The organism is Bacillus sp. FSL K6-0073, assembly GCF_038006085.1.
In the GTDB taxonomy this organism is placed as follows: domain Bacteria; phylum Bacillota; class Bacilli; order Bacillales; family Bacillaceae_G; genus Bacillus_A; species Bacillus_A cereus.
The window spans coordinates 1918380-1932366 of sequence record NZ_JBBOUN010000001.1 but is presented as its reverse complement, the minus strand read 5'-3'; the positions used below and the strand labels follow the sequence as shown (position 1 = coordinate 1932366).

The window sequence follows — 13987 nt, the reverse complement described above, 5'->3', positions numbered from 1 at the left end:
TATAAAGTGAAACTTTAATCAGTGAGGATTTTGTTCATCCCCACTGATTATTAGCCTTCACCAATCGGGCTTTTACGGGCAGTTGATCCCCACCTAACTTCTTTGCTTTCGCTGAATTTTGAGGTAGGGGTGTTACTGCCCGTTAATGCGGGATAAATCCCCATTCTAAAACCCGTACATACTCACCTTACAAAATTATATCAATAAAATTTTTAATACAATCTTTTTGTATAACTTTCTTCTAAAGAACGTGCAACATCTTCTTCTGAAGCATTCACTTTCGCATGCTCTAACAACATTTTTGCTGCTGAAGGTAACTCTTTTTTATGTAACCAAGATTCTGGATCCCATATCTTCGAACGAATAAACGCTTTTGCACAATGAATGTAACACTCTTCTATTTCAACAACAATTCCAAGCAACGGATTACGTCCATTCGCCTGCATTTCTTTCAAAATTTCTTCGTCGTTTGTAATATACGCTCGGCCATTTATTCTAAGTGTCTCCCCAAGACCTGGAATAAAAAAGATTAGTCCTACACGTGGATTTGAAATAATATTCAAAATGGAGTCTATACGACGATTTCCTGGTCTTTCTGGAATGATAATTTTATTATTATTGAGTACGTATACAAATCCAGGTGCGTCTCCTCTCGGCGAGGCGTCACACTCCCCCAACTTATTTGCAGTAGATAATACTAGAAAAGGAGATTTAGAAAGGAAATCTACACCATGGTGGTCTAATGATGAAATAACTTTTTTCAATGCTCGCTCACTTGGTTTCCCCAATATTTTCCGTAACTCTTCCTCTGTTGAAATAATCGATTTTATTTCCATACGCTCTATCTCCACTTATAATCGCCCCTTTTTCTTTATTTTCCCAAAATTCAATACGAATATTGTATAATAAAATTTGCAGAAAGGGGAATTAAAATGACAGAGTGGTTAACAATATTTGATTCTGAAAGAAATACACTTGGGAAGAAATTACGCGATGAAGTGCATCGTGACGGTGATTGGCACGAAACATTTCATTGTTGGTTTGTAGAAAAAGATGCTAAAGATATATTCTTATATTTCCAATTACGCTCTAAAAATAAAAAAGAAGCTCCACTTATATGGGATATTACTTCAGCTGGACATATTATGCATGATGAAGATGTACAAATTGGTGGTCTTCGTGAAATCGAAGAAGAATTGGGGCTTTCCTTTCAAACTACTGATTTAGTATACAAAGGAATCTTTAAAATAGATTATGAAATTTCAAATCTTACTGATCGTGAATTTTGTCATATGTATTTTCACAATGTCATCAATCCACTTCCATTCGCACCAGGTGAAGAAGTAGACGATGTGATGAAAGTACATGCAACTTCTTTTCTACAACTATTAAATGGTGAAATTTCATCTTTTACAGCTACTTCTGTTTTGAGCAATAAACCGATAACGATAACTTTTGATGATATTTATCCATATGATCTTGCATACTATGAATTTGTTGTTGAACAAGGAAAAGACTTACTAGAAAATAATAGTTTATAAATAAAATAGGACTCCTAGCATTATATTGCGTGGAGTCCTATTTTTCATTATTGCTCAAGTGCCTTCAATCTTTTCTCTACTCGTATGAATAAGCGAATGATTAGTACTAGCATAAAGATCATTATAGCTAACGTTGTATGGGAGTATCTAAACAGTATACTAATAACACTTCCAATTAACATCATGATGAATCCATTTTGCTTCATCACTTCTGCACTATACCTGTTACCCGCACCCCATAATTCCTTATTTTTCATAGATCGTTTCGTACGATAACCATATGCCGCATTAATATCGGTCGGTGGATTCTTTTGAAGAATAATTGCCGCAAGTACAAAAATAATACCAATCAATATGCTTATTCCTATGTTTACTAGTGCATAAATCAATTATATCCCCCCTAACTTACACTTTCATTATACGACATAAACCTTATTTTCCCAATTCATAACACATTCACTTTCTTTCTTTTGATGTCTGGAACATACTTGGAAGTGTTACAAAACGTGCCCCTTTCGTTTTTAACTGCGGAATGATTTTGTCTAGTGCATCTACAGATCCTTGTAAATGCCCACCTGGTGTTGAATGTTGGAGGATGACACTTCCAGGAAATGAATTCCCTAACACATTATTTGTAATCGTATCAGCACTCACACCTTTCCAATCAACCGTATCAACACTCCACTGTACAATCATAAAATTTTGCTCTGTGGACCATTTTAATTGATTTTCAAGTATTTCACCGTATGGCGGACGTATAAACTTCGGTGCATAACCAGCTAAACGATTTAATATTTCTTCCGTTTTTATAATTTGATTACGGTACTCATCCTCATTTACTTTCGCTAAGTTCGGATGACTATACGTATGATTACCAATTACATGCCCTTCATTTGCAATACGCTTTACTACGTTCGGAAATTTTTCTGCGTTTTCACCAAGTAAGAAAAAAGTAGCTTTTACATTATGTTGTTTTAACTTATCTAATATTTTTGGCGTGAATTCTGAATCTGGTCCATCATCAAATGTAAGAGCTACTTCCGCTTTATTATACGGTCCTGAAAATGCGTACGCATATTTTTCAACCCATGAAAATGGTGTCCACGATCCACGATCATCTGCTTTCATTTGTACTTCATAGCTTTGAGGGATATATGCGTATGGCAATGCGCTTATATATTCTCCATAATAAAGTGAGTTATATGGCATATAAGCATACGAAACATCTCGTTCTAGTCCCCATTGATATGGAGTAAACATTTGTGGCGAATAAAAATAATACATGATAAAAAACCTCCCTAAATTTTCATATGTGATTCATCTGCACTTTGTTAGAGAAATTGTTATTCATAAACAAAAATAAGACTGTCCTTAATTAGGACAGTCTTACTGCTTTATATTATTAATAAATTGATGTACTATCTTTTGGCAAAGTTTTCACATGTTTTAAATAGTTCGTCACTTTATCATCATCTTCTTGCGGATATTGATATTCATACGTGTTAGCGATTTCGTTCGCCACTTCCCTAAATAAATCACTCATGACAAAGAATGACTCCCATATGTTTTCATATTCAGCATTAGAAAATGTCCTTTTAAATTGCTCCCACATATCTTCTTCAATATATTGCTCGAAATGCTTTCCAAACTTCCCTGTATTAACTGTAAAGTCTGTTTTCATACCAATATGCCATTCTAGCATTACGATGAACATATCTCGCACTGGTCCTTCAAGCATTCCTTTTGCATAAGAAAGTTCCTCTCTCCATAACCCTTTTGCCACATTTGTACTACACCACCAAAATTCATTACAGCAATCCAAAAACTCTTTTTCTGTAGGCTTTTTTATTAAGTAATCCTTATCGCTTGCTGGCGGGAATCCTTCCATACAATTATCTTTATCAAGAAGCAGTTTACTTAAACTATCTTGTCCAACGAACTTTTTTATTAACTCAACTGGAACTAGCGTTAAATCAATCCGATTCCCATCCATGAACTGCATTAAATATGGAAACTTCCCATCTTCATCTGGTTGAACTAACGACATTTCTTCTGGCATTTGTACTATCATTATTTCTCCAAATCTATGAACCCAATTATGATTAGACGTAAAAGATTGTATATCATTTACAACATACATAATATCATAGTCTTGAAAACAATCTCTTTTCACATTTGGATTTACACGCGATCCATTCATGATAACTGCTCGAATTCTTTCATCCTCTTTTGCTATATTTATAATTACGTCTAACATTTCTTTTTCAGTTCTCATCTACTTATATCCTCCAATTTTTTAATATATAATATAGTGTTATGTATATTGGAGGTCCACGAGCTAATCTCGTTATACACGATACATGTTATAATTTTTGAAACTTCTTTTTCATCCCTTTTTCCTCCTTACATCACTCTTTTACAACTGCCATCCCTTTCAATTTCCCAATGCTTTCTACCATTCACTTTTAATTATACCGAAAATTCTGTCTCGAATACAAAAAATAAAGAAAGGACATCTACCCCTTACAGAATAGATATCCCTTCTTTTAAAGTTAAATTTAATTCCTATGGATTAGTAGACCAAAGCCCAGCAGATTTAATAAATGTACGTTTATTTAATTTCAGCTGCGCTACGATAAATTCTGCAATATCTTCTGCTTGCATTACTTTATCAGGGTTTCCATCAGTTAATCCTAAATCTACAGCCATATCAGTTGCTACTGTACTTGGAGTTAAAGCTGTTACACGAATGTTATGTTTGCGAACTTCCATCGCTAACGATTCTGTTAAGCCAAGGACACCAAATTTAGAAGCACTATATGCACTTGTTACAGGTGCACCTTTTTGTCCTGCTGTAGATGAAATGTTAATGATATCACCAGATTGTTGTTCAATCATGCTCGGTAAAGCTGCACGAGTTGCATAGTATACACCCATTAAGTTTACTTGAATGATTTTTTCCCAATCAGCAACGTCTAGTTCTAAAAACTTACCGAATTTAGAAATACCAGCGTTATTAATTAAAATATCGATAGATCCTAAATCATTTTTTAACATTTCAATCGCAGTTGTTACTTCTTCGTATGAAGAAACATCAGCAGTTGCAATAACAGCTTTTACACCTTCTGCTTCTACTTCTTTCGCTACAGCTTTTAAGTTTTCTTCTGAACGAGCTAATAAGCCTACATTTACGCCTTCTTTCGCTAATGCGATTGCTACAGCGCGACCAATCCCTCTACCTGCTCCTGTAATTAAAGCATTTTTACCTTGTAATAATTCTGCCAAGTATAACACTCCTTAATCATCTCAGTTATGTATTATATTAAAATTGTATCTATGTTTATGTAAAAAGGCAATGATGCACTTTCATGTGCGTAGGTTACTTGTAGGTAACTATAGAAAGTTTTTATTTATAAGTTTCATTTTTTTACCATTATTCATGTAAAATAAAAACAAATCCAGCATAGGGGCGTGTATGAGTATGAATAGCGAAGGAAAAGCTTATCAATATAATTGCAGTAACGGTAAATGCATTTTTAAAGAGAAATAGTGTTAGAAGGTTCTCCTTCTAACACTATTTCTCTTCATGATTTGGCATACGCACAATAAATTCAGTACCTTTTCCTTCCTCACTCTCAACTTTTATTTCCCCATGATGAAGGTCGAGTACTTTCTTTACAATAGCTAAACCTAAGCCACTTCCTCCATAGGCACGATTTCGTGAAGAATCCGCTTTATAAAAACGCTCAAAAATATGTTGTTTCTGTTCTTCTGATATACCAATTCCTGAATCACGGATACGCACTTCCACTACTGTCTCATGTTCCTTTAACTGAATAGTAATCGTACCACCGCTTGGAGTAAATTTAATACTATTATGAATTAAATTAATCCACACTTGACTCATACTTTCTTGGTCAGCAATAACATGTACTTTTTCTAAATCTAGTTCTAACTCAATTTCTTTTTCAGCCCAGAGTGGTTCACTATTTAACACAATTTGCTTTAATTGTTGATCTAATCGATAGCTCACTCTTTCTGGTATATATTCTTCTGATTCTAAAAGAGTTAGCTTTAGTAAATTTTGACTTAGTTTAGATAATCTCGTTGTTTCAGTTTCAATAATGGTAAGATAATGCTTTCTTTTTTCCTCAGAAAGATTATCGTCTTGTAGTGCTCTAGCAAATCCTTTTATAGAAGTTAATGGTGACTGTATTTCATGAGAAACATTTGATACAAACTCTTGTCTCATTTTCTCCATCGCATTCAGTTCATCTGTCATATCATTTATACTTTTTACGAGCACGCCAATTTCGCCATCATACTTTTCTTCATTTCGTATTTTTACGGAGAAGTCTCCTTTTGCAATTTTTTGTATCGGTTCAATAATAGTCCAAATCATTGCCTCTCGTTTTGGCCTCATTAATATTCCAATCAATGTCCAAATAAGAATAATAAATACAAAACCGACCATATCACTAATTAGAAAGGCAACAAACGGCGATACGTTTACGTCAAAAGCATTCAATATACTAGTTGCTACATAAAATGCGATAGACCAAATTATAGTAAGAAAAGAAAAGAGCGCTAATACCGCTCCAAATACTTTCAGCATCTTCAACTTACTCATTCGTTTTCTTTTTCTCATTTACTTACCTCTAAGCGATACCCTAATCCTCTTATTGTTTTAATACTAAATTTCGACTGCTCTTCTTGAAACTTCTCACGTAACCGATTAATATGAACGTCTAGTGTACGTTCATTCCCTTCAAAATCATATCCCCATATTTCTTCAATTAATTGCTCTCTCGAACAAGTTCTTCCCGATTTAGACCCTAAAGTAAAGAGCAGCTCAAATTCTTTTAACGGTAATGTAACCGTTTGTTCTCCAGATGTAACTTCGAATGTTTTACGATTTAATAATACATTTCCAACTTGAATCGATTGGGAAACTGTAATTTGGTAACGTTTCAATAATGCCTTTACTCTCACTACTAATTCTATAGGGTCAAATGGTTTTACAAGATAATCATCTGTCCCAAGGTGAAATCCTTTTACTTTTTGTGATGTTTCCCCTTTGGCAGTTAGCATCAGAACCGGGATATCATAGTATTTTCTTAATTCAAAACATACATCAAATCCATCCATATTTGGCATCATGATATCAAGAATAACCATATCGACTTTTACGTCATCCATTTTCTGAAGTGCATCTACTCCATCAATTGCCTCATATGTTTGAAAACCTTCTCGTTCTAAAAATACAGAAACGAGTTCTCTAATGTGTGGATCGTCATCTACTATTAAAATTTTAGGTATCAAAGGAACCATTTCCTTTCTACTTAGCATCTAATATATTGTTTAAAAATGAATCATCAGTGGAGTAAAATCCCACTGATGATTCATTTTATAATGCACCCTCTTTAATTTTCAATTGCTGCGTTGCAAACTCACGATACATATCATGCGTCTGTAATAATTCATCATGCGTACCACTACCTGTAAGATTCCCTTTTTCAATAAAGATAATTTTATCTGCATCTACAACAGTAGAAAGTCTATGCGCAATCACTAACGTTGTTCTGCCTTTCATTAAGTTATTTAACGCTTTTTGAACGACAGACTCAGATTTACTATCTAAGCTTGAAGTCGCCTCATCTAGCATAAGAATTTGCGGATTTCGAAGTAACGCTCGGGCAATGGCAATTCGCTGTTTTTGTCCCCCAGAAAGCTTCACACCGCGTTCTCCAACTTCTGTTGCATAACCTTTTGGTAAGTCATGAATAAATGCATCAACATATGCCATTGCTGCTACTTTTTCAATTTCTTCATCCGTTACTTCGCCCTCGACGCCATAACAAATATTATCACGAATTGTTCCATCAATTAACGGACTATCTTGTGATACGTAACCGATTTGACGTCGCCATGACTGTAATGAATAACTCGTAATTGATTCTTCCCCTAATTTAATGGCGCCACTAGTTGGCTCATAAAAACGTTCCAGTAATGAGAATAACGTTGTTTTCCCACTACCACTTGGTCCTACAATCGCTGTCACTTTTCCAGATTCAATTGTGAAATCAATATTTTTCAAAACTTGCTCTTCTTCGTTATACTCAAAATGTACATTTTCAAGAACGATCGGTTGCTTAGCATTTGTCACTTTCACACCAGTTTCATGATCTTCTACTTCATATTCTAAAATCGTACTAATTCTTTCCGTTGCACCAATTGCCTTTTGGAATTGTGTAAAGAACATAGATAATTGACTCATCGGCATTACAATTTGAACTAAATACAAAATAAACGCTACAAGTTCACCGGTTGTTAATGCACCGCTAGAAACTCGCATCCCGCCATATCCTACGATAATAACAAGTAGTGCCATTAAAACAAACGACATAACTGGCGAAATTAATGCTTGCACTTTTCCTTCTTTCAAACCAAATTGTAATAACTTTTGTATACCTGTATTACCCGTTTCATATTCTCTTTTTTCTGTATTTGAAGATTTCACTAAACGAATTTCTGATAACACTTGCGTTAACACACTTGTAAAAGATGCAGTTTCATCTTGAAGCGCTTTTGAAATCTTATACATTTTTCGTCCAAGTGGAACTAAAATTAACACAGACAACGGAATAACCGTTAAAAGTAACGCAGTCATTTTCCAATCTAAAACAAATAATACAATTAACGATCCAACAATTGAAATACCACCTGTTAATAAGTTTGACAAATGCTCAGAAATTAACGTTTTCACAACACCTGTATCATTCGTCATACGGCTAATAGTATCACCTGTTCTATTTTGATCGTAATAAGATACCGGCAAGATAAGTACCTTTTTCCACAAACGTTCTCTTAGTCCCGCTACAATCTTCTGCCCAATATAATTTAGTAAATATATAGACAACCCTGCCGCAATAGTTTGCATTACAAAGAAAGCAACTAACCCAACAATTTGTCCTGCACTAATTGAAGAAAGCGAAAAATTATCTACTAATCCTTTTGTCAGCATAGGAATAAATAAACTCGCTCCCGTAGAAAGCAAACTCATTAACAACGCAAAAACTAAAATTCCTTTCGGAGGATTTGTATCTTGAATAAGGCGTAAAAACTGCCTCCAACTCCCTTTTTTCTTTATTTCATTTCTAACTTCCATTCCTGTTCATCTCCTCATGTTAAACAAAACTGTTCTTTCTAAAATTAGAATACGATACAAATGTAAACTGAATGTAAACACACTTTTTCTATTTTTACAAAATATACATAAAAACTCATCTTTACAACAGATATAAACATCTGATATTATTACCTGGTACTTAATATTACTCTATGTAAATTATAGATAAATAATTTAAAACACGATATAAATCTCCAGTTAGTGAAAGGAGTATCCTTTTTGCAAACAAATATACATTCTGAAAAGGAAACAATTATTTTTATTCATGGATTAGTTGGCAATCGTCGCGCCTTCAAAAAAGAGCAAAAACGATTTTCTGCCTCCTACAACATTATAACTTATGACTTATTAGGTCACGGTGATGATAAAGGAGAAGCAATCGACTTTTCATTACAGCGCCTCGTAGATCAATTATTAAACTTATATGAACAAGAAGGTATTAAAAAAGCACATATTTGTGCGCTAAGTTACGGCTGTTACATCTCTACAATTTTTGCACAAATGCATCCAGAAAAAGTATTAAGTATTTGTCATATTGGAGGACATTACAATAACCCTTCTCGTTTATATAATGTATTTCAAAATTTTTGGGAGAAGCGAGGAGATGAATACTCTAAATGGCTCTCTCAATACGCAAATACTATTTTTCCAAGCGGTATATTAAAAGCAAATCCGTTCGCAGTCATTTCAAGAAATATTTACTACCGTTTCGGATTACAATTACATTCATCCATAATTGCCCAGTCATTACGACATCGGTTAGAATTCGATTTAAAATCTAAATTAAAATCACTTCCTCACCCTATACTATGGGTAATGGGAGAGCATGATCATCTCTATAAATCTTGTCTATTTGATTTGAAATCTATTTTGCCTAACGTTTTATATAAGGAAATACCTTTAGCGGGACATGCAGCGAACTTATTTCGTCCTAACTATTTCCATGACTTATATGATCGATTTTTAAATGGAAAGTTAAAATAAAAACTATTAAACTTCCAATTTATTCAACTATAAAAAGGCTTCCCAAGTTTCCTTGGAAAGCCTTTTCTCTATACGAAAAGTATATAAAACTACTTTTTCTTAGTATGCTTTTGTGTAACCTAATAGGTGCTTGCTCCAGTAAGAGTTACTTACAGAACTAATACGTACACCAGTTGCATCTGTTTCTGCACTAATGAACTGACCGTTTCCTAAGTAAACACCCATGTGAGAAGGACCTGATTTATAAGTATTTTGGAAGTATACTAAATCACCTGGTTGTGGATTGCTAGTTTTTGTTTTAGAGCTCCAGTATCCAGCAACTGTTTGACGAGCGCCTTTATGACCAGTTTGATTTAATACGTAGTGAATGAATCCACTGCAGTCAAAACCAGCAGGTGTTGTACCAGCAGTTCTGTATGGTGAACCATTTAAAGATCTAGCGAATCCAGCGATTGAAGATGTATCTCCACCTGTTGTTGGTTTTTGTACGTCTTTACCTGGTTGTTGAACGTTATTTGTAACATTATTGTTATTTGTAACGTTGTTTACTCCGCCTTTTACAAACTTAACGAAGTCTGCACTTACGTAACCTGTGCGGCCGTTATGGTTAATTTTGTACCAACCATTTTCAGCACCAGTAACGTTTAATACTTTACCATTTGTTACTCCACCGATTACAGCGTTGTATGTAGCTGGGCCTGTACGTACTTTTAAAGCACCAGTGTTAACAACATAAGAACCACCAGTTTGAACTGTTGTAGTATTGTTGTTTGTAGTTGGTTGTTGTGTTTCGTTAGATACAGTAGAACCACCTTTTGTTACGAAGTCTTTGCTTACGTATCCAGTTCCACCATTGAAGTTGATTTTAAACCAATCTTGTACTTCACCTACAACTTGTACTGTTTTACCTTTGTTTACAGAACCTAATACTGTATGAGATGTACTTGGGCCTGTACGTACGTTAAGTGAAGAAACGTTTACTGTGTAAGTACCTGTTCCTTGTTGAACAGTCGTTCCTGTTTTGCCACCAGTCGTTACGAAGTCACCACTTACATAACCTGTTTGACCATTTACGTTTACTTTGAACCAACCGTTTTCTTGTCCAACTACTTGTAGCACTTGACCTGATTTCACTTTAGAAATAACGTTATGTCCTGTACCAGCACCTGAACGAACATTTAATACATCAGCAGTTACTGTGTATTTTAATTCAGAAGTTGTTTCTACAGTTTTTGTTTCAGTTACAGTCGTTTGAGTTTGAGTTTGTCCATTAATTTCTTTTAGCGCTTCATTTGAAACTTGTGCATGAGCAGAATCCATTCCTGGAACTGCAACGCCAGCTACAGAAGCTGCTGCTAAACCTGCAATTACTTTTTTCATAAGTTGTCTTTACTTCCTTTCCCTACTATCCTCTTAAAAAAAACTTAAAACTTTAATACTTTACAATATTATCAAAGTAAAATATTCATCCAGTTCCATTTTTTAGCAAGAGTTTTATTTTTCACACAGAGTTCATTTTAAATGAACAAAGTGAAATCCGTGTGAACTTCATGTGAACTTTATCATTAATTATAGTGTTTTTGCAATGATTTTTTCAAATTTCTCATATATCGCATGTAAATTCGACATTTCATTTAATATCTCAATATAAAACATCCCTTTTCTATCTTCTATAAAAAATTCTATTAACCTAATACAAACCACATTATGTATTTCCTTATAAAGCTCCTTACATGAAGTATACTTTCATCATGACAAAAATCACTCTATTTATCAATAGTATAATATTTTTAGAAAACTAAATTTCTATACTATCTACAATTTTGAAATAATTTGACGAATTGTAAGATTTATTTCAAAAAAGCCATTTCTCCTTTAAAGAAAACACACACTATATCAACTGTTCTCTTTTTCCCATAATGGAATTTATAGGATATTTATAGTATTATATACATATCTTAATAAAAAAGAATTTTAGCGAATTGATTAAAGTTTCATTCCCTTATAAAATGAAACTTTAATCAGTAAGGGTTTTATACATCCTCCGCTAATTATTAACCCTCACCACTCGGGCTGCCCATTAATACGGAGTTTTATTGGAATAAAAAGAGGAGGCATATTTGTGAGAAATATAATAGATGATCCAATACAAAAAAACATAGAGCTATACTATGCTTTTATTCAATTCGTTTCAATGATAACATTACAAAAAGTATCAGCTATTGAAACACGTAAAAATGAATTAAAAAATCAGATGAAAAATGCCGGACAAAAAAAACCTTATTACGTATAAAAAAAGGTGAACAGGTTATATTCCTGTTCACCTTTTTAAATTATTTATAAATTTTCACACGGCCCTCTAGCGGTTGGAATTCTTTTTCACCAGCATGTACTACCGGTTTACCAAATGGCATTTGTGCAATAAGTTTCCAATTCTCTGGAACATCCCACTCTTTTCTCACTTCTTCATCAATTAGCGGATTGTAATGCTGTAACGTAGCACCAAACCCTTCAATTTCTAAAGCTGTCCAAATTGCAAATTGTAACATTCCTGATGATTGCTGAGACCAAGTTGGGAAATTATCTTTATATAATGCAAAGTTAGCTTGAAGGCTTTCCACTACTTCACTGTCTTCAAAATATAAAACCGTTCCATAACCACTTTTAAATGCATTCATTTTTTCTTCAGTAGGTGCAAAGTTATTTTCAGGTACAATTTTTCGTAACGTTTCTTTCGTAATATCCCATAATTTATCATGTTGTTCTCCTAATAAAACAACAACGCGAGCACTTTGAGAATTAAAAGCTGAAGGTGTATGTTTTACAGCATGATAAATCACTTCTTGAATTTTCTCATCAGAAACTACTTGCTCTTTACTAATTGCATAAATAGATCTTCTGTCTTCAATTGCTGAGTAAAAATCTTTTGCCATCATAATTCCCTCCAATTTTCAATTGAGGCTATTTCATATGTATATATCATATTACGCCCCTCAAACTTATTATTAATAAGCTTATAACTTTATAATATCACAGCAACAAACAAACTCAAATAATACCACTTATATTTAGAAGCTTTTTCCTTTTTAAAATAAAAATAAAAAGACTGTTTGTTGTTATCTAAAATTAGTAACAACAAACAGTCTTACTTATGTAGCGATCTAGATTCGTATTTTACTTACTTAATTAACTAATCCAAATGCATACAACATTAACTTATTTGTCTCTGTAAAACGTTTTGTTTTATTTGATGTCCCCATGACCACTGTAATAATTCGATTATCACCTTGCTTTGCAGTCCCAGTAAAACAGTATCCTGCACTATCTGTAAATCCAGTCTTTAGTCCGTCCATTCCTTCTATATATAAACTTTTATTATTTTTATTTAACATGTCGTTTGTGCTTATAACATTAATATTATTAAATGCTAGCTGACTTTGGCGTAAGTGAGTCACTTCTAATATTTCCGGATAATCTTTTATAAGATGATACGCCAATTGCGCTACATCAGCAGCCGTCATTTTTGTTTCACTTCCATCCGGCTCTTGTAATCCAGAAGCATTTGCAAATTTAGCATGTTCCGACATTTTTAACTGTTTCGCTTTTGCATCCATAAGCTGAACGAAATCTTTCTCCGATTTTGCCATATGTTCTGCTAAAGCCACAGCTGAATTATTAGCTGACTCAATCATTAATGCATGATATAAATCTTTAACAGTTAATGTATCATTAACTTGTACTGGGATTCTCGCTCCCTCTGTTTGTGCCGCCTTCGCACTCATTTTTACTGAATCTTCCCAGCGAACTTTCCCGTTATGTATACTCTCTAGTAAGAGATACGCTGTCATCATCTTAGACATACTAGCCGGTGCAAAAGCTTCATTTTCATTATATTGATAAATAATATCTCCATCACTCGCATCGATAATCATAGCTGCTTTTGCGTTAATTTCTGGTGGGATGTACTTTGGCGGGACTACTTTTTCAGTAAATCCTGCTTTAGGTAGTTCTGCCACTTGCAAAGGTTGTCCCTCTACATTCGCTATGCTCTTTTGATTTCCTTGGAATAAGAACCAACATATCCCTAAAATAATAACTAATAGGACTGTCATCCTTCCCCATTTTAACCGATTCATTTCAAAACTCCTTTAGCAAACCTTTTATACGCTCACATTTAACCTTAACAACAATTCCTTTATACAGTCAAGGTAAAAGGTATATTTATTCATAGTACAGCAATGATTATTTTAATTTATTTATGTTAAACTTACAA

General features: G+C 33.8%; 14 protein-coding genes and 1 pseudogene. 4 read left to right on the top strand and 11 right to left on the bottom strand.

The genetic code is table 11. From position 1 onward, the window contains the following. Positions 1 to 212 precede the first annotated feature (212 nt). Positions 213 to 851, bottom strand: a complete 639-nt coding sequence (locus MHB52_RS10130; protein ID WP_061664160.1) for a pyridoxamine 5'-phosphate oxidase family protein — start codon at positions 849 to 851, stop codon at positions 213 to 215. A gap of 81 nt (positions 852 to 932) precedes the next feature. Here MHB52_RS10130 and MHB52_RS10125 point away from each other — a divergent pair, with 81 nt between their 5' ends. Continuing rightward, positions 933 to 1541 carry an NUDIX hydrolase gene (locus tag MHB52_RS10125; RefSeq protein WP_000141384.1) on the top strand — a complete coding sequence of 203 codons (609 nt, stop codon included), beginning with the start codon at positions 933 to 935 and terminating at the stop codon, positions 1539 to 1541. A gap of 47 nt (positions 1542 to 1588) precedes the next feature. Here MHB52_RS10125 and MHB52_RS10120 read toward each other — a convergent pair whose 3' ends face one another. The 4 genes from MHB52_RS10120 to MHB52_RS10105 all read right to left on the bottom strand — a co-directional run bounded on the left by MHB52_RS10120 (position 1589) and on the right by MHB52_RS10105 (position 4826). Then, complete coding sequence (locus MHB52_RS10120) at positions 1589 to 1927, bottom strand: SdpI family protein (protein WP_033667343.1); 339 nt, start codon at positions 1925 to 1927, stop codon at positions 1589 to 1591. A 70-nt stretch (positions 1928 to 1997) separates the two neighbouring features. After that, positions 1998 to 2825, bottom strand: a complete 828-nt coding sequence (locus MHB52_RS10115; protein WP_000291226.1) for a peptidoglycan-N-acetylglucosamine deacetylase — start codon at positions 2823 to 2825, stop codon at positions 1998 to 2000. 118 nt (positions 2826 to 2943) lie between these two features. Further along, positions 2944 to 3816, bottom strand: a complete 873-nt coding sequence (locus MHB52_RS10110; RefSeq protein ID WP_001258541.1) for an aminoglycoside 6-adenylyltransferase — start codon at positions 3814 to 3816, stop codon at positions 2944 to 2946. Positions 3817 to 4106: 290 nt separating this feature from the next. Next, the gene (locus tag MHB52_RS10105; protein WP_061664158.1) at positions 4107 to 4826 is read right to left on the bottom strand and encodes a 3-ketoacyl-ACP reductase; all 720 of its coding nucleotides are present in this window, start codon (positions 4824 to 4826) and stop codon (positions 4107 to 4109) included. A gap of 196 nt (positions 4827 to 5022) precedes the next feature. Between MHB52_RS10105 and MHB52_RS36780 the strand changes: the two are divergent. Next, a pseudogene (locus MHB52_RS36780) lies at positions 5023 to 5091 on the top strand (DUF3139 domain-containing protein); the annotation flags it as partial. Positions 5092 to 5115: 24 nt separating this feature from the next. Here the strand turns inward: MHB52_RS36780 and hitS are convergent. The 3 genes from hitS to MHB52_RS10090 all read right to left on the bottom strand — a co-directional run bounded on the left by hitS (position 5116) and on the right by MHB52_RS10090 (position 8709). Continuing rightward, positions 5116 to 6189, bottom strand: coding sequence for an envelope stress sensor histidine kinase HitS (gene hitS, locus MHB52_RS10100; protein WP_001231615.1), 1074 nt, complete (start codon positions 6187 to 6189; stop codon positions 5116 to 5118). Then, positions 6186 to 6863, bottom strand: a complete 678-nt coding sequence (gene hitR, locus MHB52_RS10095) for an envelope stress response regulator transcription factor HitR (RefSeq protein WP_000612414.1) — start codon at positions 6861 to 6863, stop codon at positions 6186 to 6188. The genes hitS and hitR overlap by 4 nt, the downstream gene beginning before the upstream one ends. Positions 6864 to 6948: 85 nt before the next feature. Continuing rightward, positions 6949 to 8709: an ABC transporter ATP-binding protein gene (locus MHB52_RS10090; protein WP_061664156.1), complete on the bottom strand. Its 1761-nt coding sequence runs from the start codon at positions 8707 to 8709 to the stop codon at positions 6949 to 6951. A gap of 240 nt (positions 8710 to 8949) precedes the next feature. Between MHB52_RS10090 and MHB52_RS10085 the strand changes: the two genes are divergently transcribed. Beyond that, positions 8950 to 9714 (top strand): alpha/beta fold hydrolase, encoded by a 765-nt coding sequence (locus MHB52_RS10085; protein ID WP_001194306.1) that lies wholly within the window; start codon positions 8950 to 8952, stop codon positions 9712 to 9714. 99 nt (positions 9715 to 9813) lie between these two features. Here the strand turns inward: MHB52_RS10085 and entFM are convergent, their stop codons facing one another. After that, positions 9814 to 11094, bottom strand: coding sequence for an enterotoxin EntFM (gene entFM / locus MHB52_RS10080; protein WP_061664154.1), 1281 nt, complete (start codon positions 11092 to 11094; stop codon positions 9814 to 9816). Positions 11095 to 11836: 742 nt separating this feature from the next. Between entFM and MHB52_RS10075 the strand changes: the two genes are divergently transcribed. Next, positions 11837 to 12007, top strand: coding sequence for a hypothetical protein (locus MHB52_RS10075; protein ID WP_001244278.1), 171 nt, complete (start codon positions 11837 to 11839; stop codon positions 12005 to 12007). A 40-nt stretch (positions 12008 to 12047) separates the two neighbouring features. Here the strand turns inward: MHB52_RS10075 and MHB52_RS10070 are convergent, their stop codons facing one another. After that, the gene (locus tag MHB52_RS10070) at positions 12048 to 12650 is read right to left on the bottom strand and encodes a nitroreductase family protein (RefSeq protein WP_172797035.1); all 603 of its coding nucleotides are present in this window, start codon (positions 12648 to 12650) and stop codon (positions 12048 to 12050) included. A gap of 246 nt (positions 12651 to 12896) precedes the next feature. After that, a complete protein-coding gene (locus MHB52_RS10065; RefSeq protein WP_061664152.1) occupies positions 12897 to 13850 on the bottom strand; it encodes a D-alanyl-D-alanine carboxypeptidase family protein in 954 nt (317 codons plus the stop codon). Between the last annotated feature and the right edge of the window lie 137 nt (positions 13851 to 13987).

Coding starts and splice junctions, on each gene's coding strand:
- MHB52_RS10125 (WP_000141384.1), top strand. CDS start 933: ATGACAGAGTGGTTAACAATATTTGATTCTGAAAGAAATACACTTGGG.
- MHB52_RS10115 (WP_000291226.1), bottom strand. CDS start 2,825: ATGTATTATTTTTATTCGCCACAAATGTTTACTCCATATCAATGGGGA.
- MHB52_RS10110 (WP_001258541.1), bottom strand. CDS start 3,816: ATGAGAACTGAAAAAGAAATGTTAGACGTAATTATAAATATAGCAAAA.
- hitS (WP_001231615.1), bottom strand. CDS start 6,189: ATGAGAAAAAGAAAACGAATGAGTAAGTTGAAGATGCTGAAAGTATTT.
- MHB52_RS10090 (WP_061664156.1), bottom strand. CDS start 8,709: ATGGAAGTTAGAAATGAAATAAAGAAAAAAGGGAGTTGGAGGCAGTTT.
- entFM (WP_061664154.1), bottom strand. CDS start 11,094: ATGAAAAAAGTAATTGCAGGTTTAGCAGCAGCTTCTGTAGCTGGCGTT.
- MHB52_RS10070 (WP_172797035.1), bottom strand. CDS start 12,650: ATGATGGCAAAAGATTTTTACTCAGCAATTGAAGACAGAAGATCTATT.
- MHB52_RS10065 (WP_061664152.1), bottom strand. CDS start 13,850: ATGAATCGGTTAAAATGGGGAAGGATGACAGTCCTATTAGTTATTATT.